Below are 21,607 nucleotides of genomic sequence, written 5' to 3' on the forward strand. Positions count from 1 at the left end.
GAATTTGAAGCCGGTAAGAAATTAAGTAGGCTTCTTCTTTCTAAAAGTAAAACTATCTTTAATTAAGGTTTCTTCTTTCAACAAAAAATCGTTTCAGCAAATCTGAAGCTTCACGTTCCATGATTCCTGATTTTACTTCTGTCTTGGGGTGTAGTTGAACGCCCATTGTCCTGTAGCCCCGCTGCAGGTCGTTTGCGGCATATACCAGTTTTGAGAGCTGACTCCAGTATAAAGCTCCGGCGCACATCTGGCAAGGCTCCAAAGTTACATACATTGTACAACCCCTAAGATATTTTCCCCCTAAAAAGTTTGCGGCTGCTGTTATCGACTGCATTTCTGCGTGGGCAGTAACATCGTGCAGGGTTTCGGTCAAATTATGTCCTCTGGCTATGATCTTGTCATTAATTACCACTACAACACCAACAGGAATTTCCCCTTTCTGATAAGCAGAATGAGCCTCATCCATAGCTTTTTTCATAAAGTAGGCATCATCAAAAGGTTCAATCATATCCTGTTTTTACCGGTAACCGGGATTTATATGTTCACAGAGCTTCCCGCAAAATAAAGTACTTTAAATAATAATTTCATTAAGGTGCTCCGGGCTGGTTTTCTTCGGAAAGGTAAAAATTAAAAATAAACCTAAAGAACAGATTTGTTAATATTCTTTTGCCTGATATTTCATGGCTTTCATTTCTGCTTCTATCTTTACACAAAATAATGCATCGAAATTTTTAACACAGACATATTTTCATCATCAATGACAAATTGATTAAAATTTCTAATTTCTATAATGGCAGGAAAGTTTTTAAATAATATCGATTCCCCAAAGGATTTGAGAGAATTGGCTACGGAGGAATTAAAACTTCTGGCGGGAGAACTTCGGAAATTTATTATTGATATTGTTGCCACCAAGGAAGGTCACCTTGGCGCCAGCCTGGGCGTGGTGGAGCTAACTATTGCGTTGCATTATACTTTTAATACGCCTGAAGATCTCTTAGTTTGGGACGTGGGACATCAGGCTTATGGACATAAAATTTTAACAGGCCGCAGGGAAGTTTTTGAAACGAACCGCCGCTTAAATGGAATCAGCGGTTTTCCAAAACGTGATGAAAGTGTGTATGATACTTTCGGAACGGGACATTCTTCAACCTCAATTTCTGCGGCTTTGGGAATGGCGATTGCTTCGAATTTAAAGGGGGAAACGCAAAAACATCATATTGCTGTTATAGGAGACGCTTCTATTGCCAGCGGAATGGCTTTCGAGGGGCTTAACCATGCCGGGGTTTCCAAAGCCAACCTGCTTGTTGTGCTAAACGATAATGCTATAGGTATAGACCCTAGTGTGGGTGCGCTAAAGCAATATCTTACTAAAGCAAAAGTGGGGTATAAACCTTCCCAGTACAATATTATCGAAGCACTGAATTTTAAATATTTCGGTCCGGTAGACGGTCACGATCTGGATTCGCTATTAAAAACTTTCGAGGAATTAAAGAAAATTCCGGGGCCAAAGTTTCTTCATGTAATTACCACAAAAGGCAAAGGATTAAAAAAAGCTGAAGAAGACCAGGTAAAATACCACGCACCGGGAAAATTTCAACCCGATACCGGAGAACTTTTACCTTATGATACTGAAGGTCTCGCACTAAAATACCAGGATGTTTTTGGGTTAACCCTGGTGGAGCTCGCAAAAACCAACGAAAAAATCATAGGGATTACCCCTGCAATGCCTACCGGAAGCTCCCTGAAGTATATGATGGAAACCTTTCCGGAAAGAGCTTTTGATGTGGGAATTGCAGAACAACATGCGGTAACACTTGCTGCGGGCATGGCCACACAGGGTTATACTGTTTTTTGTGCGATTTATTCCACGTTTTTACAAAGAGCTTATGATCAATTGATTCACGATGTGGCGATACAAAATCTTCCGGTAATTTTTTGTCTGGATCGCGCAGGTTTGGTAGGGGAGGATGGTGCTACCCACCACGGAATATTTGACATTGCGTATTTAAGATGTATTCCAAACCTGGTTATTGCTGCTCCTTCCAACGAAATACAGCTTCGGAATTTACTTTATACCGCTCAACTGAATTTAAATAGCCCTCTTGCAATACGATATCCCCGGGGCCGCGGAGTAAAAACCGAATGGGACCTTCCGTTTAAAGAAATGGAAATGGGAAAAGGCTTATGTTTAACTGAAGGGTCGAAAATTGCCATTTTAAGCATAGGACCTATGGCAGCCAATGTTTCTGAATCAATTCAAAATTTAGAGGCTTCAGAAAAAGAGATGATTGGTCATTATGATATGATTTTCGTAAAACCACTGGATAAGAAATTGCTTCAGCATATCTTCAGAAGATATAAAACGGTGATAACTGTAGAAGATGGAGCAGTTACAGGTGGTTTTGGTAGCGCCGTTCTTGAATTTGCTTCAGAACAGGATTTTGAAGGTAAAATTAGATGTCTTGGAGTACCAGATAAGTTTATTGAACAGGGAAATATAGCAGAATTACAAGAAATCTCCGGAATTAGCGTTGAAAATATACTGGCGCAATTAAAAACGCTGGTTTAAAATTTCTATTTTTGCAATTCCGAGAATCCATCTAAAATGAAAATCAGACTATTAAGCTTAATTCTATGCCTTTTTTCTATCAAATCTTTTGCTTCAAATTACCACCAGACCTCTGTTATTATTGATACAACAGAAGCCGGTGAAAATAATGCTTTAAAGGACTCTACAGAGACAGATGTTACCAATTACTGGGACGAAAAAAATGCTGTGGGGCTGGATTTTAATGAAGTGGCCTTTGTAAACTGGAGTAGTGGGGGTAACAATTCCATTTCTGCTTTACTACATGGAGACTTCGAAAGAAATTATAAAAAGAAACTTACCAACTGGAGAAATTCAGCAGTTATCAGGTATGGGATAAACGCTCAGGAGGGGAGGGAAGTGAGAAAGACAGAAGATGAGCTGGTGTTTAGTTCCTCTTTTGGTTATAGAAGGGATTCCACTTCTAATTTTTATTACTCTGCAAAAATGGATTTTAACACGCAGTTTACTAATGGTTACCGCTATCCTGAAACAGATAAGCCTATTTCAAAATTTATGGCACCCGGTTATTTATTCCTGGGGGTTGGTGCAGAATTTTCACATCCCAATGAGGATTTAACGGCTTATTTTTCTCCTATTACTCAAAAATCAACTTTCGTGCTGGATCAGCGCCTGGCCAATGAAGGAATGTTTGGGGTTACTCCGGCAATTAGGGATGAGGAAGGAAATCTAATTGAAGAAGGGGAAAGCGTGCGTACGGAAATTGGATTACTGCTCACGAGTAAATTCTCCAAGGAAGTTTTTGAAAATGTAAACCTTAAAAACAGGCTTAGCTTGTATTCAGATTATCTTAATAAATTTGGAAACATAGATGTAGACTGGCAGATTAATGTCAACTTAAAAGTAAATGATTTTATAAAAGCCAACGTCGGTTCCCAAGTACGTTATGACGATGATGTGAAGTATAAGGAAGATATTGATGGCGACGGCGAACTGGAAACCACCGGGCCAAGGATTCAATTTAAGCAAACGCTGGGAGTTGGTGTGGTCTATGAATTTTAATTATTTTTTAAAGAACCTGCTGAAGTCTGCTTTATATTCTAAAACCTTTGTATTTTTCAAAGGAAGCCACCGTAAATCCATCTGTAAGGGAAGCAGTATATGAACAAATCTGTAACAGACTTTGATAAACTGATTGCTCTTCAGAAATTTTAAGTTTAGGCACTGACCGTTTTACCAGCTTGTGAAAATTAGATTCGGAAGTAGGATCTTCGGGCAAAAATGCGTGGGTGTAGGTATCAAGCAAATGCGTGAGCATTTTATACCCGGCAATTTCTTTACCAATTACTTCTTCGCTTTGGTAAATGCGTTCCACGCTAATTTTAATGATGTCCTTGATCTGTGCCTCAAAACTGCTATTATCGAACAGGGATTCGTGAAATTCTCCTGCAAGAATGGCTTCTTCATTTTTTAGAAAAATTTCCACAGCTTCGGTAATAAGGGTGTTTATAGCAAGGGCGCGCAGGTAACTCAACCTGTCAGCGGTATTGGTCAGGCTGTTGTATTTAGAGGTATTAATGCTGTTTTTTACCAGTTTTATCAAGTATTCCAGCGCATATTCCTCATCAATTAATCCGAGGTTGATGCCGTCTTCAAAATCGATGATGGTATAGCAAATATCATCTGCGGCTTCTACGAGGAAGGCTAAAGGGTGCCTCGAAAAACTCACATTATCGCCGTTTCTTGTTTGGGTTAGTCCCAGTTCTTCAGCAACCTCGAGAAAAGTTTCTTTTTCTGATTGAAAAAATCCGAATTTTTTGTCGCCGATATTTTGAGTGGGTTTATGCGGAAGGGATTCTTTGGGGTATTTCGTGAAAGCTCCTAAAGTAGCGTAAGATAACCGAATTCCGCCATCAATTCCCGGCCTGTTTTCGGTTAGAATTTTGAATCCGTTCGCGTTACCTTCAAATTTTGCCAAATCCTGATATTGGGTGGCAGTAAGTTGCTTTTTAAAACGTTGTCCGTTGCCATGACTGAAGTATTCTCCTATTGCTTTTTCTCCGGAATGGCCAAAAGGCGGATTGCCGATATCATGGGCAAGTGCAGCCGCAGCAACAATAGCCCCAAAATCGTTCATCTGGTAACCGTGAATCGTGGAAAGGTGCGGATGTTTTTCCAGGATTTTTTGACCTGCCAGTCTTCCCAAAGAACGACCAACTACAGAAACTTCCAGGCTATGCGTTAACCGCGTATGGACAAAATCGGTTTTAGAAAGCGGAATGACCTGGGTTTTATCCTGAAGACTACGAAAGGCAGAAGAAAAAATAATCCGGTCATAATCCACTTCAAAACCTAAGCGGGTTTCATTTTGTTCTTTTCTAAGCCTTTTATGCGTGTCGCCGTAGCGTTTAAGTGAAAGGAGTTGTTCCCAGTTCATTTTAATTTGTTTGCTTCTGCGGCAAATTTAGTTCACTTTCACGAGAAACTTCTCCTGAGACGTATGGATTCTGAATTAACTCTGAACATTCCCTTCAATTTCTCCCGCAGATACCGCTGATTTACGCAGATCTCAAAAGTTTTAGAGAAAGTACTCTGCGATTATCTGCGCGATCTGCGGGACTATTTTCTATATGCCGATAATTGCCAATTTAAGAGCCACACATTAAACAGTCGTCACCTTCGCCTTCTTTGGATTGTGCGATGATCGCACGTATTTCTTCCGGAGAAAGGGAACTTTCGTCTGTAACCACGTTGGCAGGAGCCGGGTTCTGGTTTTGCACAATTTCCGCGGCACTTTCAGGGGCTTTTTGAGTGGTTTCAGCTATTGGTTGCGCTTTTTTCTCTTTTTCAAGGGTAAATTTTATAGCATCTACCGCACTTTTGGTCCTTAAGTAGTACATTCCGGTCTTTAAGCCGCTTTTCCAGGCATAGAAGTGCATGGAAGTCAGTTTTCCGTAGTTTGCATTTTCCATAAATAGGTTAAGCGACTGTGACTGGTCAATAAAATAGCCACGCTGGCGCGACATATCAATAATATCCTTCATACTGAGTTCCCAAACGGTCTTGTAAAGCTCTTTAAGCTCCTGCGGAATTACATCAATATCCTGAACCGACCCGTTATTTCTCATAATGGCGTTTTTTACATCATCTGTCCAAAGATTCTGCTCTACGAGATCTTCCAGCAGGTGTTTATTAACTACAATAAATTCCCCGGAAAGTACCCGGCGGGTGTATATGTTGGAAGTGTAAGGCTCAAAAGCCTCATTATTGCCCAAAATCTGGGAAGTGGAAGCCGTTGGCATAGGTGCTACAAGAAGTGAATTCCGCACTCCATTTTTCACTACCTGCTTGCGCAGTTTTGCCCAATCCCATCTCCCGCTAAGGTCTTCATCTTTTATTCCCCAAAGGTTATACTGAAATTCTCCCTGGCTGATTGGGGAACCTTCAAAAGTGGAATATGGTCCTTCTTCTTTGGCTAATTCCATAGAAGCTGTGACTGCAGCGAAATAAAGCGTTTCAAAAATATCCTGATTTAGCGCTTTTGCTGCGTCGCTTGTAAACGGAAGCCTGAGTTTAATAAAAGTATCTGCCAATCCCTGAACTCCAAGTCCTACCGGACGGTGGCGCATGTTGGAATTTTCAGCTTCTTTTACCGGATAATAATTGCGATCTATTACCTTGTTCAGGTTTTTGGTAACGCGTTTCGTGATTTTATAAAGCTCTTTATGGTCGAATTCTCCGTTTTTCACGAACATTGGCAAAGCAATTGAAGCGAGGTTGCAAACCGCCACTTCATCTGGACTGGTGTATTCCATAATTTCGGTACACAAGTTCGAAGAGCGGATGGTTCCCAGGTTTTTCTGATTCGACTTTCTATTCGCCGAATCTTTATATAACATATAAGGCGTACCAGTTTCTATTTGAGACTCCAGGATTTTCTCCCAAAGTTCTCGGGCTTTTATGCTTCTTCTGCCTTTTCCTTCAGCTTCATATTGTGAATAAAGCTTTTCAAATTCTTCTCCGTGAATATCAAATAATCCCGGGCATTCATGAGGGCACATTAAAGTCCATTCAGCATTTTCTTCTACACGCTGCATAAAAAGATCCGGCATCCACATGGCGTAGAATAAATCGCGCGCACGCATTTCTTCTTTTCCGTGGTTCTTTTTAAGATCAAGAAAATCGAAAATATCGGCATGCCATGGCTCCACATACATAGCAAAAGAACCTTTACGTTTACCGCCGCCCTGGTCTACATAACGGGCAGTATCGTTGAATACCCTTAGCATGGGAACAATTCCGTTAGAAGTACCGTTGGTGCCGGAAATATAAGAGCCTGTTGCACGAACGTTGTGAATTGACAGACCTATCCCGCCTGCAGACTGGGAAATCTTTGCGGTTTGCTTAAGCGTGTCGTAAATACCGTCGATGCTGTCGTCTTTCATGGTAAGCAGAAAGCAGGACGACATTTGAGGTTTTGGAGTTCCCGAATTAAAAAGTGTTGGGGTAGCGTGAGTAAAATATTTCTTGGACATCAACTCATAAGTCTCTATCGCGGCTTCTATATCGTTTAAATGAATACCAATAGAGACACGCATTAGCATGTGTTGCGGCCGTTCAGCAATTTTGCCGTTCAATTTCAATAAATAGGATCGCTCCAGGGTTTTAAAGCCGAAATAATCATAGCCAAAATCACGGTTATAAATTATTGTTGAATCCAGTAACTCTTTGTTTTTCTGAATAACTTCATGAACATCATCTGCCAGAAGTGGTGCTTTTTCACCGGTTCTTGGATTGATGTACTCATAAAGATCTGTCATCACTTCAGAAAAAGTCTTCTTCGTATTTTTATGAAGGTTGGAAACTGAAATACGTGCAGCAAGTTTGGCGTAGTCGGGATGAGACGTGGTCATCGTAGCGGCAATTTCTGCAGCAAGGTTGTCGAGTTCACTCGTCGTTACATTGTCGTATAGGCCTTCTATTACCCGCATGGCAACTTTAACAGGATCTACCAATTCGTTAAGTCCGTAACAAAGCTTTTTAACCCGGGCGGTGATTTTGTCGAACATTACGGGTTCTCTGTGTCCGTCTCTTTTTACTACATACATATTGCCAATATTTTGGTGCCCTACCGGCCTCCCGAGAGGGAGGGATTGTAGGCGTTTATTTTTTAATGTGCTTCCCCTTTTGATAGAGCCGGGGAAATGGTTTTATTCGGGAGTTCTGGAGCTTAAAAATCAGCGTCGAAACTGATTTTATCTGAATCTTTGTCTTTGTTCATTACCCCGGCTTTCTGGTATTCTCCAACCCTTTTTTCGAAGAAATTGGTTTTTCCCTGCAGGTTGATCATATCCATAAAATCGAATGGATTGGATGAGCCATATTCTTTCTCACATTCCAGCTCTACAAGAAGCCTGTCCGTTACAAATTCCAGGTATTGCGTCATTAATTTTGCATTCATGCCAATAAGACTTGCCGGTAATGACTCCGTAATAAATTCACGTTCAATATTAAGCGCATCGATAAGAATTGCCCTGATGCGTTCTTTAGGCACCTGGTTTATAAGATGGTTATTATGCAGGTGAACCGCAAAGTCACAGTGCACACCTTCATCCCGGGAAATTAATTCATTAGAGAAAGTAAGACCGGGCATAAGTCCACGTTTCTTAAGCCAAAAGATAGAGCAGAAGGATCCTGAAAAGAAAATTCCTTCTACAGCAGCAAAAGCGATTAGGCGTTCAGCGAAAGAATCAGATTCTATCCATTTAAGTGCCCACTGTGCTTTCTTCTGAATAGCAGGAAATACTTCAATTGCTTTAAAAAGCTGATCTTTTTCTTTCTCATCCTTTACGTAAGTGTCAATAAGGAGCGAATAGGTTTCAGAATGGATATTTTCCATCATAATCTGAAATCCGTAGAAGAACTTGGCTTCAGCATACTGTACCTCGTTCACGAAATTTTCAGCAAGATTTTCATTTACAATTCCGTCGGAAGCTGCAAAAAATGCAAGAATATGCTTTATAAAATAGCGCTCGTCTGAATTTAGCTTGTTGTTCCAATCATCCAGATCCTGATGTAGATCAATCTCCTCGGCTGTCCAGAAACTAGCCTCCATTTTTTTGTACCAATCCCAAATATCATGATGTTTAATTGGGAAAATTACAAATCGATCTTTGTTTTCTTGTAGAATGGGTTCAAGCTGCGCCATGGGGAGTAGAGTTTTTAGTGTTTGTTAACATAACTGAGTATAACAAATATGGAGAAATGTAAATGATTTTGGAAGATGTAAGGGGAAAGCTTTTCAACAAAGTTTTGAACATGATAGAAAGGAAGGTTTACTGATTTGGCAAAAGATGTGGATTTTAATAGATTGTTATTCAACTATTTAAGATTAATTCATAGTGGGGTGTCCATTGTATAAATAAGGGGCTTTATGTAGTGAGATGGTAGAATTGGCGGCTGCTACAGGATGCAATTCCGCTTTAGTTTTTAAGATGAATTTTGAATTTTTCTGCGAACTATTTGGTCTCGTGATGGATCCGGTTTTAAGAGAATTTTTAGAAATAATAAGTGCACGATGTATTGTTCTTCAAAAAGGCCGGGAAGTTTGCTGCATAAAAAATTCTGAAACAAGATTGCAGATATTTGCATGATTGCTTCAGAATTAATGTTGTGGACGGTTGCTAAAAATGGCAATTATTGGCCTCCCATGCTGTTGTAATTAGATTTCTTAAGAATTACGGATTCCTTTTCTATCCTTGTACAGGTCATGCTAATATTGTTTTTTTCTTTTCTCTTGTCCTGCATCTCCATTTCCATAAGGAGTACATCGCCATCCTGCAGCCATTCCGGATTAAAATTCTCAGGTAAGGTATTTTGCCGGTCCTGAAACATTCCCTTAAAACCTATTCCGGCTTCATCGGTCACATAAAACCGGATGAGGTAATCATCGTTTTCCCCCTCATAGCCCTGGCAGTCAAAGCCTAAAATTGTTTTATTGCCAATCGCTTTTATTTCCATATCATCGTAAAAGTCCTCACTATCTTCGGGAGTTTCTTCTATGTCGAACCTGGAGGCCATCAGGTATTTATTTTCACCGGAAGTTATAAACATTACGCTTAGATCGTTCTCATTGTCTATTACCATAAACATCTCTCCCTGCTGCTGCATCTTGATTCCAAAATAAGGGGCGTCTTCTTTAAGGTGGTAGAGCATGTCCATTTCTCCGCTGCCGGAGGTGATTTGCATGTTGTAGAGCCAATCAAAATCGTAAGTTGCGGGTACTTCTTCGGGATCAACGTGTTGCATTCCCATAGTAAAATTACCTTCACTCAATTTTTTTTCCCAAATGGAATTTAAGCTCTTGTTTGTCTCGTTTGCTGCTTTGTCTGATACATTATCTATAGCAGCATTTTCTACTTTTTCCTGCACTTTGTTCTTTAATTTTTTCAAAAATTGTGCATCTGCGCTGGTGCTAATCAGAAATGCTGACAGGCATAGAATCACTATTTTCTTCATAATTATTTCTTTTGTGGTTATACATCATTTATAAAAAGTTAGTATAAGTTGAAGAAACTCAACTTTCAGGGGATTTGTTAAAAGAAAATTGGCTGCTAATTTCTAGCAAAAGAAAGGTAACGGGCTTCTCAGGTAATGAATGTCTGGTTTTTTTCCATTGCTGCGTATTTATTGTTTTACAATTCAAAAATAAATACAGACGTGGGGAAAGGCCCTGAGGGAGGGTTTGCCTGTTTAATCAGGTTCAGATTTGAAATACTAAACCTTATCAGAAAAGTGTACTTTTAAAAAATAGGAGGCTCAACCTACTCTTTAAAAGATAGTTATAAATATAGGAAATAAAAAGAAGAAGTCAAAAAGGGAGTGATTGATTTTCAATCTATTAACTGGATAATCATTTAATTCTTTCTGCAACTTTCTCCAGTTCCATGTACCAGTCTTCACCAAATTTGCGGATAAGGGCTTCTTTTACAAATTTATAAACCGGAACCTGAAGTTCTGCGCCCAGGCTGCAGGCATCATCGCAAATTTGCCATCGGTGGTAATTTACTGCGGAAAATTCTGAATAGTCCTGAATGCGGACGGGATATAAATGGCAGGAGACGGGTTTTTTCCATTCGATTTCTCCCTGATTATAGGCTTCTTCAATTCCGCAAAGGGCAGTTCCCTTATCGTCAAAAGTGACATAAGCACAGTCTGCACCGTCTATTAAGGGTGTCTCAATTTCACCATTTTCGGTAGTAATAGAAGTGCCCTGCTTTTCTATGGCTTCTATTCCTTTTTTCCGAAGAAAAGGCTTTATTTTTGGATAGATTTCTTTCAAAATTTTCGCTTCCTCTTCTTCTACCGGTGCGCCGGCATCCCCGTCTATGCAACAGGCTCCTTTACAAGCTGAAAGGTTACAGACAAAATCATTTTTAATGATCTCTTCAGATACTATGGTTTTTCCTAATTGAAACATAGTGCAAATATAAATTTATAAGCTTTTTTAAGTCCAAACTTCGGGTAAAATTTTATAAAAAGTTTCATTTTATAACCGAGGGAATTCTCTGAATTAAAGACTAATTTTGCACGAAATTAGCGATATGAAAGAAATAATCACTCTAATAAAAGAAACTATAAATCTTAGAGAGATTTTCACAGCGGGCATGGTGCTTTTTGCAGTTATTGATATTATAGGGAGTATTCCTATAATTATTGACTTAAGAAGGAAAGCTGGTCATGTTGAGAGTGAAAAGGCGGCTATCGTGGCGGGAATCTTGATGATCCTGTTTCTGTTTGTTGGAAAAGAAATTCTGAATCTTATAGGAATTGATGTTAATTCTTTTGCTGTGGCTGGTGCCTTTATCTTGTTTTTTATTGCCCTGGAAATGATATTGGGTATTTCTCTGTACAAGGATGATGCTCATGAAACAGCTTCTATTGTTCCACTTGCCTTTCCATTAATTGCAGGTGCGGGTACAATGACTTCTATTCTCTCCTTAAGGGCTGAATATGAAACGGTAAATATTATTGTTGCTATCATTATGAATATTATATTTGTATATGCTGTTCTGAAATCTTCGGGTAAAATCGAGAGAATTCTGGGGCAGCAGGGCATTAATGTAATTAGGAAAATATTTGGGGTGATTCTGCTGGCAATAGCAGTCAAACTTTTTGCCACAAATATCCAAAGTTTATTTCAATGAAAATTTTTATTTATTCTGTCATAATTTTGGCTGTTATCCTAATAGGGTATCATGTAAGAATTCTTGACTTTGATAATCTTCTGAAAGGTGAGAGTGCTAACGCGACGGCAGCTATTCTTGCCAGTTTCTGTGTAGTTCTATTAATGGCTATCCTTCTGGTTTCGAGAAAAATTTCCAGAAAGAATTCTTGAATTGATGGAGTTTGATGTTCTTGTAATAGGGGGCGGTGCTGCCGGTATGTCTTGTGCGCTGGTGTTAGGTTCTGCGCTCGATAAGCCTTTTGCAGAAAGTAAAAGAGTAGGTATCATTATGCACCAAAAAGCCAGCGACCTGCAATCTGCACTTTTTAATAATGCACTAGGAATACCTCCAGGAACTTCAGGGCAATCTATTCTAAAAAGTGGCCTTGAGCAAATTGCTGAAAGATATCCTCGTGTTAAAGGTATTGGAAAAGAAAAAGTGAAGGAAATTCGTCCTCTTGAAGTTGGTTTTCAGGTCATCTCTAATAAAAATACCTATTTTTCCCAAAAAGTTGTGGTTGCGATTGGTTATTCGAACCTGGTAAAAGTAAAGGGACTTGAAAAGTATATAATTCCACATAAAAAAGCAAAAGCTTCCAAAAACAGGATTCAGCTTATCAACGAAGATCATGTGGTTTTTCCGGGACTATATGTTGCCGGTACTTTGGCGGGCTGGAGGAGCCAATATGCTATAGCCTGCGGTAGCGGTGCGGCTGTTGCAACAGATATTCTAACAGAGTGGAATGAAGGGGAGCATACTAAGGTGCATGATAAATTAATTTAAGAGGAGAGAGGTTAAAACGATAAATAGTGAGAGTAAGGTCAATATGATAAATGTACGATGCAATTGGCGGAACACTAAAGCTCTTTTTAGTCGGCGCTTAAAATCTTTATCCTTATTAGTATTTATCTGTTTTTTAATAATTTTTACAGATACATTAGAAGAAGTTACTAAAATTTCCTTTTGAAGAAAAAGTAATGCACTGTTGTCCAATAAGCGGCAACTCACTGCTATAATAAAAAAGAAAAGAGGCGAAAGGGTTAGACAAGCTTCTAAAAAATCATTTGGAGCATTCACGATTCCAAATTAGGTTTTTTCCTTCGACAATTGAATTACTTTTTCAATTATTCGATCACCTTCGTTTTTTATTCGTTCAAATGCATTAGTTCCAAAAAGTTGCTGTGCCATAACAGCTCTTAAATACTGCTTTAGTAAAGGTTTGTATTGCTTCACCTGAATATTAATTCCTGGACTTTGATTTCTGCCATATCTAAGAAATTCCTTAATTACCTGATCATTAATCATCTCCTGCTTCTCAAACTCTTCCTGGCTAATGGAGTTGTAGTAATCCCGATCCTGCTCCATGAGATCAAAGATAAATCTGCCCATGAATCCTCCGTTAAGAAGCAGCATATACTGTTCTTTTTCTGCCTCGAGATCTTTTGGAACAAAAACATCTGGAATTATTCCGCCGCCGCCATACACAATTTTTCCACCTGGAGTTTTATAACGAAGAGCGTCCTCAACATGAATACTGTCGGCACTTTGTAACTCACCATTTCTGTACCTCCGCATGTAGTCGTTGTAATAGGTTTTATTATCTTCTCCATAAGGCTTTTGAATGGAGCGTCCTGTAGGTGTATAGTACCGTGCAATGGTAAGTCTTACTGCACTTCCATCTCCCAGTTCCATTTCACGTTGCACGAGACCCTTTCCATAAGAGCGCCGTCCCACAATAGTACCTATGTCGTTGTCCTGTAAAGCACCTGCAACGACTTCGCTGGCAGAAGCAGAACCTTCATTTATTAGAACATACACTTTTCCGTTTTCAAAATCCCCCTCGCGCTGTGCAAAGGTTTTTTCAACAGAACCACTCTTATTTTTGGTAAAAAGAATGAGCTTGTCATCTTTTAAAAATTCATCAGCAATATTAATAGCTTCAGAAAGATATCCACCTGGATTATTACGAAGATCAAGAGCAATTTCTTTTGCTCCCTGCTTTTTTAGTTCTTCCAGCGCATCATCAAATTCTTCGTAAGTGGTTTCAGAAAAGCGATTAATTTTCAGATAGCCTAGCTTATCTGTTAACATATAAGCTGCGTCTACGCTTTTTAGAGGAACTTTGCCACGGTTGATTCTAAAGTTCAGCAGATTTTCTTCCCCTCTCCGAAAAACTTTAAGGTTTACTTTGCTGCCTTCTTCGCCTTTTAGTTGGCCAATAATAGAGTCTGTGCTTATATTTTTTCCAAAAAGGCGGGTTCCATCAGCGTAGAGGATGCGGTCTCCACCGCGAATTCCTGTCTTTTCACTTGGACCACCTTCAAGCGGCTGGATAACAACAATTGTGTCGCCAACTGTGTGAAAACTTACTCCAATTCCCACAAAGTCACCTTTCATACTCTCACTTACATGGTCGTATTCCTTACTGGGGATGTAAACCGAATGGGGATCAAGATTCTCAAGAATTTTATTTACAGTAATATCTACAATGCTATCAGTATTCACATCGTCCACATACTCATAATCGATATAATCAATTAGCCGACTGAGTTTCTGCTTTTTAGGATTGCCGGAAAAAAGAGTGTCTGAGGTGGTAAAATTAAGCTTGGCACCAAGGAGAATTCCCAGGGCGCAGGCGATCCCCAAAAGTAGTGGGATATATATTTTATTACTGTTTTTCAATTATCTAAATCTGTTATCTGCTCAAGTTTAACTCCGGCTTTCCTTAAAAACTCAAGTCCGGAATTGTCCTTGTAATCAATATTATATACTAATCGCGTAATTCCTGCCTGGTGTATAAGTTTGCTACATTCCTTACAGGGGGACATTGTTATATAAAGCGTTGCCCCAAGGCAGGATTGTGTAGAGGAAGCCACTTTTAAAATAGCATTTGCCTCTGCATGCAATACATACCACTTCGTATATCCTTCATCGTCTTCACAGGGATTTTCAAAACCACTGGGAGTACCATTATAACCATCAGAGATTATCATTCTGTCTTTTACAATAAGCGCGCCAACCTGTTTTCTTTCACAATGAGATAGCTTCCCCCATTCCCTTGCGATGCGTAAATATGCTTTGTCGTATTTTAATTGTTTTGTCTTCTGCATAAGTAAAAGTGCAATTTAATTGTTAGAAGCTAAATCCTTGTAGATGAATAAGTACGAATAAAACTGAATATCTTTCAGGAATGCTAAAATATTAAATAGCTGCAAAACTGTCTCGAAGAATCGGTAAAATAATACCAAGTATTATAGAGGATGTAACTAATATCCAGTCCCGCCTGGAAACATGAAGGACATTTTGAAGAAGGAAACCTGCTATCATTACTATAAGTACAACGATGACCTGTGCTGTTTCGATTCCCAAAGCAAACTCCAACAGCGGCAGGAATTTACTTTCCCCAGAGGCTGTAACCATTTTAAAGTAAGAGGAAAAACCCAGGCCGTGAATAAGACCAAAGAACAGGGTAGTAAAGTGCAGCAGGTTTAAGTTATTCTTTTTTTCATTCTTTCCTGCATTTAAAATATTAAAAAGAGCTGTTAAAAGAATGGTAAGGGGGATAAGAAGTTCCACCCAATCCTGATCTACTTTAACTATTTCATATACAGACAGAAACAAGGCCAGAGTGTGTCCTATGGTGAAAAGGGTGACGAGCCAAAGAATTTTTTTCCAGCTGATAAATCCGTACCCTACTACAAGCACAATTAGGAAAAGCATATGATCGTATGCCTGCCAGTCAAGAACATGCTCAAGGCCGAGGTTAAAATAAAGCCAAAATTGCGACATACGAGTTGATTAACAAAGATTCGAAAGTACGACATATTCATAAACATGCAAAGTTTTTTAGGCGTAGAGGCCTTTGACAGGAGGGTGCCTAATTCTATAGTAATTTGGATTCGCCAGCACCTCTTAAGATTGAATTACCCTATAATGAAGAAAAAAGAGGAAATACACTTTCAGAAAGTTTATGAACGACGTTCATCTATGGCTGGGCCTGAGTAGGGGAATTGTACTTTTTCTAGTTTGTTTTAGCAGAACCATGTTGGTTTTGGTAAGCGCGGCGGTCCCGGAATAGAATTACAGCTTAATTTTGATCCCTGAGAGGAGTTAACTGTAGCAGAAATCTATGAAGTAGCATCAAAAGAACTGAATTATAATGAAATTACAAATATTGCATTGCCCTCTTCAGAAAAAGGAGTGTTTCAGATTAGAAAATATAATGAAAGTAATTGGTCGTAGGTAGTTTCAGATCAATTGGTGCTGGATAGTAATGGAGAAATGCTTCAAAAGGAGATATTTAAAGAGGAACCTCATAATATACAGGTAGCATCATTTATAAAACCTCCGCATACGGGCGAAATCTTTAAAAGTCTTATATCTCATTTCCTGTCTTATCGCCACTAATTTGCCGATTACGGGAACCATTATCTGGCTGAATAAGATGAAGAAAAAGAAAGTTCTTCTAAATAAAAAAGGAGGATGCCTAAAATTGCCAATTATCGACCTATACTTTGTGATTATCTTCGGTTGCGCTAGTTTACAGCTCCCGAAAAACTTTATAGATCCTGGCAATTTTAGTCAGCCTCCTACCTCAATGAATCGTCTTCTATTCAAAGAGACAATTAAAATTATAATGTCATCTCGCCAGACGCAAGAGCTTCGTCAATATCTGCTTTTACAGTAGTGAAGTTTCTAAAGAATTTACGCCCGTCCACGCGTTCGATTTCTACTTGCCGTGTTCCATCCTTTTTTGTCTTCACCGCGGTGATTTTTACGCGATTGCCTTCAACACTGCTATAATTAGCGATACCACCACTTTTAATTATGAAATTTGGACGCGGAAAATTAATATGCTTAAAGCCATATGCCTCAGCTTCATTTATCTTCAAAATCGTGCCGACTTCAATGTTTTCCTGAGTCATTTCCTGCGACTGCATTTGAAAGCCGCAAAATAAGAATAGTGTAAAAATTAGCAGGTTCTTCATAGTATAATTATTTAATAGTTAAAAAATGTATATATTTTTTCCAAATATACATTTATAGAGATAAATATAGAGAATATTTATTCTGAAAAATTTCTTAATGATCTGGGGACTAGGAGCTAAGGCTGGTGATCTTGAAGATGCTTGATATTACTGGGTTTACAACCGGAAATCATGGAATATCTGAACATCCTAAGTTAGAATGTTTCACGAAATCGTCTTAAAAACATAAAATTTATAATATCATTGGATGAAGCAGCAGGAGTAGAAGTGCATTTTTTACGTTTCTGTTGATCATTTTTTAAAAAATGCCAGGAAACGTTTTTTAAAGTTTATGGAGAAATATAACTGCAATGAGGAGATCCAATGACTTTTAATACTTTTAAATTATTAAGATGAACAGTTGCTTCGGCACGGTATAAGAATTAATTTAAAATAATCAAGAGTTAGGTCATTTTCTCTATTTATATAGGAGCATGAAGTATTTTGAGTTAGATGGAATAAAAATAGAGTAGGTAACGCGCCAAAATAATGTATTAAAAAATAGACGAAACATTAATAAGTTCAATGCTTTTGCTCGTATCAAAGTTTGTGCACGACAGAAAGTTTTGTACTTCGAAATCGCCTACTTTTCATATACTAATCCTTAGCCACGAGCTTGAAAAAAAACTAATAATGAAATTAGACATCAAAAAACATTGGGAAACAGTTTATGAAACCAAAAACCCAGACCAGGTAAGTTGGACACAAGAAATACCAAAAACCTCTCTTGAATTAATCCATTCATTCGGACTTGATAAAACCGCTAAAATAATAGATGTTGGTGGTGGCGATAGTAAACTTGTGGATTATCTACTTGATGAAGGATTTCAAAACATTAGTGTTCTTGACATTTCTTTTAAATCACTTGAAAAAGCAAAAAACCGACTTGGCAAAAAAGCAAACAAAGTAAATTGGATTGTAAGTGACATTACAGAATTTGAACCTAATACAACTTTTGATGTTTGGCACGACAGAGCAACATTTCATTTTCTAACTACGACTGATCAAATAGAAAAATACATGAAAACTGCAAGAAAATCTGTTAGCGGATTTATGACAATCGGAACCTTTTCACAAAATGCCCCCAAAATGTGTAGCGGACTTGAAATAAAACAATACAAAGAAGAAGAATTAACATCAGAATTAAAAAATGGTTTTGCCAAAATTAAGTGCATAACAGAAGACCATTTAACACCCTTTAATACAAAGCAGAACTTTTTGTTTTGTAGTTTTAAAAGACAATTAAACTAAAAAAAAGCCTTTGGCTAACAACGATAAGCATAATAGCTGTTTATTGGATACTCCCGGAATGCCTTACCATAACGTAAGCTGCTGCTGTTGTTTACCTTTTACTATTTTAGATGTGGCGGGCATGTAGTACCTAAACTTTTTAGCTCCGAATAAGTTTGGATTTCTATTTATATTCCAGACAATTCCCCTGAAATATGAAATACAAGAGATAGAGCCTAAGATCAATTAACGATAAGGAAACCACTGTTCATCTGCCGAAAATTGCTATTTTTAAGCATCGACTAAATTTTCACAATGTTTCTGGTACAACTTCAGCATTTGAGCACATCCATACTATATGCCGATAATTGCCATTTTTGAGCATGCACCAGATTTTGAAACGTTTACCTCTTAGCTAATAAATTATGCAAAAACTATTCGTCTGCTTTTTTTTATGTTTTATCGGAAGTATTTATTCCGGATTTTCTCAAAATGTCTATTTATTATACGACCAGGATGTTCCCCAGGAAGAATATGCTGCCAAAATGCTGAAGCAAGCTCTTTTGGAGCAGGAATATTCAATTTTGGAGGAACAAACGGGTTATGATTATCTAATCAGCATAGCAGTAAATGCTGTTAATCTTGGCAGTGAGGCATATTCCATTATTCCGGAAGGAAAAATTATCACGATTTATGGAGGTGACCATAGAGGGGTGATCTACGGGAGCCTTTCGGTTGCTGAAAGTATACGAAACGGGACTTCACTTCAGAATATTAAAAAGAGTAGCGAAAGTCCGCACAATGCGCTGCGGGCAATAAAGCATAACACGCCGTGGTACACCTACCGGCCAAGTTCTGCGCTGGACCAGCACTATGAGACTGTCCGCGATGTGAAATACTGGGAAGCTTTCCTGGATATGATGGCGAAAAATCGCTTTAATGCGCTTTCGTTATGGAACCTTCATCCCTTTGTATTTATGATCAAGCCGAAGAACTTTCCGGAAGCAAGTCCGTTTAGTGATAAAGAAATGGAAGAATGGAAACATTTGCACCGGGAAATCTTCAGGATGGCAGATGAGCGTGCGATCGATACTTATATAATTCCGTTTAACATCTTTGTTAGTCCGGAATTTTCCGAAGCACATAATGTGGCCCGGGAAAATGTGTATCCGAATTATTACATACCGGGCGATACTTCAGAAATTGTGAAGCGCTATACGCGGGAAAGTATCACCCAAATGTTTCAGGAATATCCTACGCTTACCGGTCTTGGCCTTACACTTGGAGAAGGTATGGCAGGAATGACGCCCCAGCAACGAGAAGACTGGATTTATGAAACTTATATTGAAGGTATGCGCCAGGTGGGTCGGGACCTAAAGCTTGTACATCGCATTCCTTTTTCAAGTACTTCAGAATCTTTGGGAAAAACCAGTGTGGAGTTAGAGCAATTAACTCGGAATGCTATTGAAAGAGAGGCTAGCCTGGATTTTATAAAAGGACCCATCTGGGCAGATTTAAAGTACAACTGGTCCCATGCACATTCCACTCCGCAGTTGGTAAAAGTACACGGTGGCGAGATGTTTGACACTTTTTATAATCCCGAACCCGAAGGATACAAGGTCACCTACACCGCCCGGAATGAAGATTTTTTTGCTCTTCGCTGGGGAGTTCCAGATTTTATCCGGGAACATATCGCCCTAAATAGTCAAAGCTATATCGGCGGATATTTTATAGGCTCTGAAACCTATATTCCTGCGAAAGATTATTTTACCGCCATAGATGCGCCGGTAGACTGGAATTATGCTTTTCAACGGCAGTGGCTTTTTTATAAACTTTGGGGAAGGCTGCTGTATAATCCCAAAACTCCCGATGATATTTTCCAGGCCGAATTTAACGAGCGCTATGGCAACCAGGGAGACAACCTGCTTCAGGCATACTCCCTTGCCTCCGCTACACAATTGCGCCTTGCATCCCTTTATGATTCGAGATGGGACTTTACACTTTACGGCGAAGGTTTTATGGCCCTTATTGGGGATAACACGCAGTACATTTCCGTAGATCAATTAATAAACCAGCCTACTTTAGACCCAGATTATGTATCTGTTAAAGATTTTGTCCAAAGACGTACCTCCCGAGGATCTTTTGAAAAAGATGAAGTTACTCCGCCTGTTCTGATTGATATGCTGGAGACAGACACCCAAAAAGCTTTAAGTTTAGTTGAAGATATTAATACTGAAAATAATGCCTCGTTAATGTATGAAGTTGCAGATGTTAAAACCTGGTCGTATTTAGGACTGCATCTTGCAGAAAAACTGAAAGGAGCTGTAGCGCTTCAAACCTATAGGATTAAAGGCGGAGCAGAAAACAAGCAAAATGCCGTAAACCATCTGATAAAAGCACTAAATTACTGGGATAAGGTCATTGAAATCACCCGCCCAATTTATAAGGACATGCCGTTAACCCACTATAACGGAAGCAGCCACGACAGGAATGAAGATAATCTTTTCCACTGGGAACTTATACGACCTGAAGTTGCACAGGATATTGAAATTGCAAAAAATGCAACGGTTAATGGAAATAACTAACATTGATCTTCTCTAAAGGAATTTTGAGTCAATTGAAGACTAGAGGCCGATAATTGCCAATTTTTGGCATTAATTAGATTGCAGGATATTTATAGGACTAATGGTGATAAATCCGTTTACTGATATTCTCAGGCATCAGGGATTGCTAATAAAGGCTATTCCCCAGATCTTGCAGTAAATGATATCAATAATGACAGTTGGACGGATCTCATAAACTATGTTCGATTGAAGAAAAGTACTTTTTTGGCGTGAAAAAAACAGAAATATAGTTATACTTAAGTATGTAAACGATAAAAGCTGCTGTATTTCCTAATCACCCAGGCCAATGTGGATGATAAACATTCTTCAAACAAATAATTTTCTAAAGAAAGTTTCCGGCAGTCTGTATGCAGATAAAGGATACCTTTCTAAAGAATTGACTGCACTACTATTCGATCAAAGCCTACATTTAGTGACCGGAACATGAAATAATGAAAAAAATTTGCTGATGACCATGCGCGATAAAATACTATTGCTAAAGGGATCTGTCATAGAAACTATAAACGATCAGCCCAAATATATCAACCAGGCTAAACATTAAATTTGAAATTTAAACAGCCCATTAAATGGCTCTTTTCTACTAATCCTTACATCGAAATGAAGTTAAAACATCTAGAGATTTTGTTTTTCATTCTCTTTATATAGTAATGAATACATGTTGTTACAGACAATTCTTAAAGCAGAAATGGAATAGAGTCCAAGAGCTTCTTAATCGAATTTGAAAAATAAAGGATTGTAAAAAACAGCAATAAAACCTTTTTCAAATGAAAAAAGCTTTCTATATTTGCATCCGCTAAGGAGAAATGGCAGAGTGGTCGAATGCGGCAGTCTTGAAAACTGTTGAGGGTCACACCTCCGGGGGTTCGAATCCCTCTTTCTCCGCTGAAAGCTCCGTAAACATTACGTTTACGGGGCTTTTCATTTTTAGAGGCAGAATTAGGGGCATATGTT

The 21,607-nt window shown here is 38.7% G+C and carries 17 protein-coding genes, 1 tRNA gene and 1 pseudogene; 9 read left to right on the forward strand and 10 right to left on the reverse strand.

Annotated elements, in window-relative coordinates; all coding sequences use genetic code 11:
• Nucleotides 1–58: 58 nt before the first annotated feature.
• The gene (locus RM541_RS15250) at nt 59–508 is read right to left on the reverse strand and encodes a nucleoside deaminase (RefSeq protein WP_311500998.1); all 450 of its coding nucleotides are present in this window, start codon (nt 506–508) and stop codon (nt 59–61) included.
• 282 nt (nt 509–790) lie between these two features.
• Between RM541_RS15250 and RM541_RS15255 the strand changes: the two genes are divergently transcribed.
• Both RM541_RS15255 and RM541_RS15260 read left to right on the forward strand, forming a co-directional pair.
• Nucleotides 791–2,569: a 1-deoxy-D-xylulose-5-phosphate synthase gene (locus RM541_RS15255; protein ID WP_311500999.1), complete on the forward strand. Its 1,779-nt coding sequence runs from the start codon at nt 791–793 to the stop codon at nt 2,567–2,569.
• Nucleotides 2,570–2,605: 36 nt separating this feature from the next.
• Nucleotides 2,606–3,610: a DUF3078 domain-containing protein gene (locus RM541_RS15260; protein WP_311501000.1), complete on the forward strand. Its 1,005-nt coding sequence runs from the start codon at nt 2,606–2,608 to the stop codon at nt 3,608–3,610.
• 31 nt (nt 3,611–3,641) lie between these two features.
• On the opposite strand, the gene dgt is transcribed toward RM541_RS15260, so the two are convergent.
• From dgt to RM541_RS15285, 5 genes are all read right to left on the reverse strand, one after another.
• Nucleotides 3,642–4,985, reverse strand: coding sequence for a dGTP triphosphohydrolase (gene dgt, locus RM541_RS15265; protein WP_311501001.1), 1,344 nt, complete (start codon nt 4,983–4,985; stop codon nt 3,642–3,644).
• 211 nt (nt 4,986–5,196) lie between these two features.
• The gene (locus tag RM541_RS15270) at nt 5,197–7,656 is read right to left on the reverse strand and encodes a ribonucleoside-diphosphate reductase subunit alpha (RefSeq protein WP_311501002.1); all 2,460 of its coding nucleotides are present in this window, start codon (nt 7,654–7,656) and stop codon (nt 5,197–5,199) included.
• A gap of 122 nt (nt 7,657–7,778) precedes the next feature.
• Nucleotides 7,779–8,756, reverse strand: coding sequence for a ribonucleotide-diphosphate reductase subunit beta (locus RM541_RS15275; protein ID WP_311501003.1), 978 nt, complete (start codon nt 8,754–8,756; stop codon nt 7,779–7,781).
• Nucleotides 8,757–9,244: 488 nt separating this feature from the next.
• Entirely contained in the window at nt 9,245–10,066 is an 822-nt protein-coding gene (locus RM541_RS15280; RefSeq protein ID WP_311501004.1) for a DUF4412 domain-containing protein, read from the reverse strand.
• A 394-nt stretch (nt 10,067–10,460) separates the two neighbouring features.
• Nucleotides 10,461–11,027 (reverse strand): DUF3109 family protein, encoded by a 567-nt coding sequence (locus RM541_RS15285; RefSeq protein WP_311501005.1) that lies wholly within the window; start codon nt 11,025–11,027, stop codon nt 10,461–10,463.
• Nucleotides 11,028–11,151: 124 nt separating this feature from the next.
• Here RM541_RS15285 and RM541_RS15290 point away from each other — a divergent pair, with 124 nt between their 5' ends.
• The 3 genes from RM541_RS15290 to RM541_RS15300 are packed head-to-tail and all read left to right on the forward strand — an operon-like array spanning nt 11,152 to nt 12,558.
• Entirely contained in the window at nt 11,152–11,754 is a 603-nt protein-coding gene (locus RM541_RS15290) for a MarC family protein (RefSeq protein WP_311501006.1), read from the forward strand.
• Complete coding sequence (locus RM541_RS15295) at nt 11,751–11,945, forward strand: hypothetical protein (RefSeq protein WP_311501007.1); 195 nt, start codon at nt 11,751–11,753, stop codon at nt 11,943–11,945. Before RM541_RS15290 ends, RM541_RS15295 begins: the two co-directional genes overlap by 4 nt.
• A 4-nt stretch (nt 11,946–11,949) precedes the next feature.
• Nucleotides 11,950–12,558, forward strand: a complete 609-nt coding sequence (locus RM541_RS15300) for an FAD-dependent oxidoreductase (RefSeq protein WP_311501008.1) — start codon at nt 11,950–11,952, stop codon at nt 12,556–12,558.
• Between the two features lie 303 nt (nt 12,559–12,861).
• Here RM541_RS15300 and RM541_RS15305 read toward each other — a convergent pair whose 3' ends face one another.
• The 4 genes from RM541_RS15305 to RM541_RS15320 form a co-directional block, all read right to left on the reverse strand.
• The gene (locus tag RM541_RS15305; RefSeq protein WP_311501009.1) at nt 12,862–14,457 is read right to left on the reverse strand and encodes a S41 family peptidase; all 1,596 of its coding nucleotides are present in this window, start codon (nt 14,455–14,457) and stop codon (nt 12,862–12,864) included.
• Complete coding sequence (locus RM541_RS15310; RefSeq protein ID WP_311495243.1) at nt 14,454–14,885, reverse strand: deoxycytidylate deaminase; 432 nt, start codon at nt 14,883–14,885, stop codon at nt 14,454–14,456. The genes RM541_RS15305 and RM541_RS15310 overlap by 4 nt, the downstream gene beginning before the upstream one ends.
• Nucleotides 14,886–14,976: 91 nt before the next feature.
• Nucleotides 14,977–15,564 (reverse strand): HupE/UreJ family protein, encoded by a 588-nt coding sequence (locus RM541_RS15315; RefSeq protein ID WP_311501010.1) that lies wholly within the window; start codon nt 15,562–15,564, stop codon nt 14,977–14,979.
• 842 nt (nt 15,565–16,406) lie between these two features.
• Complete coding sequence (locus tag RM541_RS15320; protein WP_311501011.1) at nt 16,407–16,763, reverse strand: hypothetical protein; 357 nt, start codon at nt 16,761–16,763, stop codon at nt 16,407–16,409.
• Nucleotides 16,764–17,435: 672 nt separating this feature from the next.
• On the opposite strand from RM541_RS15320, the gene RM541_RS15325 reads away from it, so the two are divergent.
• The 4 genes and pseudogenes from RM541_RS15325 (at nt 17,436) to RM541_RS15335 (ending at nt 21,538) form a co-directional block, all read left to right on the forward strand.
• Nucleotides 17,436–18,053 carry a class I SAM-dependent methyltransferase gene (locus RM541_RS15325; protein ID WP_311501012.1) on the forward strand — a complete coding sequence of 206 codons (618 nt, stop codon included), beginning with the start codon at nt 17,436–17,438 and terminating at the stop codon, nt 18,051–18,053.
• A gap of 404 nt (nt 18,054–18,457) precedes the next feature.
• Nucleotides 18,458–20,617, forward strand: coding sequence for a hypothetical protein (locus tag RM541_RS15330; protein ID WP_311501013.1), 2,160 nt, complete (start codon nt 18,458–18,460; stop codon nt 20,615–20,617).
• Nucleotides 20,618–20,911: 294 nt separating this feature from the next.
• A pseudogene (locus tag RM541_RS17530) lies at nt 20,912–21,194 on the forward strand (transposase); the annotation flags it as partial.
• Nucleotides 21,195–21,453: 259 nt separating this feature from the next.
• Nucleotides 21,454–21,538: transfer RNA gene (locus RM541_RS15335), tRNA-Ser, on the forward strand.
• Nucleotides 21,539–21,607 lie beyond the last annotated feature (69 nt).

It is taken from the genome of Autumnicola psychrophila, from assembly GCF_031846645.1.
GTDB lineage: Bacteria > Bacteroidota > Bacteroidia > Flavobacteriales > Flavobacteriaceae > Autumnicola > Autumnicola psychrophila.

Excerpts from the sequence above, each read along its gene's own strand:
- RM541_RS15250 (WP_311500998.1), bottom strand. The coding sequence starts at position 508 with ATGATTGAACCTTTTGATGATGCCTACTTTATGAAAAAAGCTATGGAT.
- RM541_RS15255 (WP_311500999.1), top strand. The coding sequence starts at position 791 with ATGGCAGGAAAGTTTTTAAATAATATCGATTCCCCAAAGGATTTGAGA.
- RM541_RS15260 (WP_311501000.1), top strand. The coding sequence starts at position 2,606 with ATGAAAATCAGACTATTAAGCTTAATTCTATGCCTTTTTTCTATCAAA.
- dgt (WP_311501001.1), bottom strand. The coding sequence starts at position 4,985 with ATGAACTGGGAACAACTCCTTTCACTTAAACGCTACGGCGACACGCAT.
- RM541_RS15270 (WP_311501002.1), bottom strand. The coding sequence starts at position 7,656 with ATGTATGTAGTAAAAAGAGACGGACACAGAGAACCCGTAATGTTCGAC.
- RM541_RS15275 (WP_311501003.1), bottom strand. The coding sequence starts at position 8,756 with ATGGCGCAGCTTGAACCCATTCTACAAGAAAACAAAGATCGATTTGTA.
- RM541_RS15280 (WP_311501004.1), bottom strand. The coding sequence starts at position 10,066 with ATGAAGAAAATAGTGATTCTATGCCTGTCAGCATTTCTGATTAGCACC.
- RM541_RS15285 (WP_311501005.1), bottom strand. The coding sequence starts at position 11,027 with ATGTTTCAATTAGGAAAAACCATAGTATCTGAAGAGATCATTAAAAAT.
- RM541_RS15290 (WP_311501006.1), top strand. The coding sequence starts at position 11,152 with ATGAAAGAAATAATCACTCTAATAAAAGAAACTATAAATCTTAGAGAG.
- RM541_RS15295 (WP_311501007.1), top strand. The coding sequence starts at position 11,751 with ATGAAAATTTTTATTTATTCTGTCATAATTTTGGCTGTTATCCTAATA.
- RM541_RS15300 (WP_311501008.1), top strand. The coding sequence starts at position 11,950 with ATGGAGTTTGATGTTCTTGTAATAGGGGGCGGTGCTGCCGGTATGTCT.
- RM541_RS15310 (WP_311495243.1), bottom strand. The coding sequence starts at position 14,885 with ATGCAGAAGACAAAACAATTAAAATACGACAAAGCATATTTACGCATC.
- RM541_RS15315 (WP_311501010.1), bottom strand. The coding sequence starts at position 15,564 with ATGTCGCAATTTTGGCTTTATTTTAACCTCGGCCTTGAGCATGTTCTT.
- RM541_RS15320 (WP_311501011.1), bottom strand. The coding sequence starts at position 16,763 with ATGAAGAACCTGCTAATTTTTACACTATTCTTATTTTGCGGCTTTCAA.
- RM541_RS15325 (WP_311501012.1), top strand. The coding sequence starts at position 17,436 with ATGAAATTAGACATCAAAAAACATTGGGAAACAGTTTATGAAACCAAA.
- RM541_RS15330 (WP_311501013.1), top strand. The coding sequence starts at position 18,458 with ATGCAAAAACTATTCGTCTGCTTTTTTTTATGTTTTATCGGAAGTATT.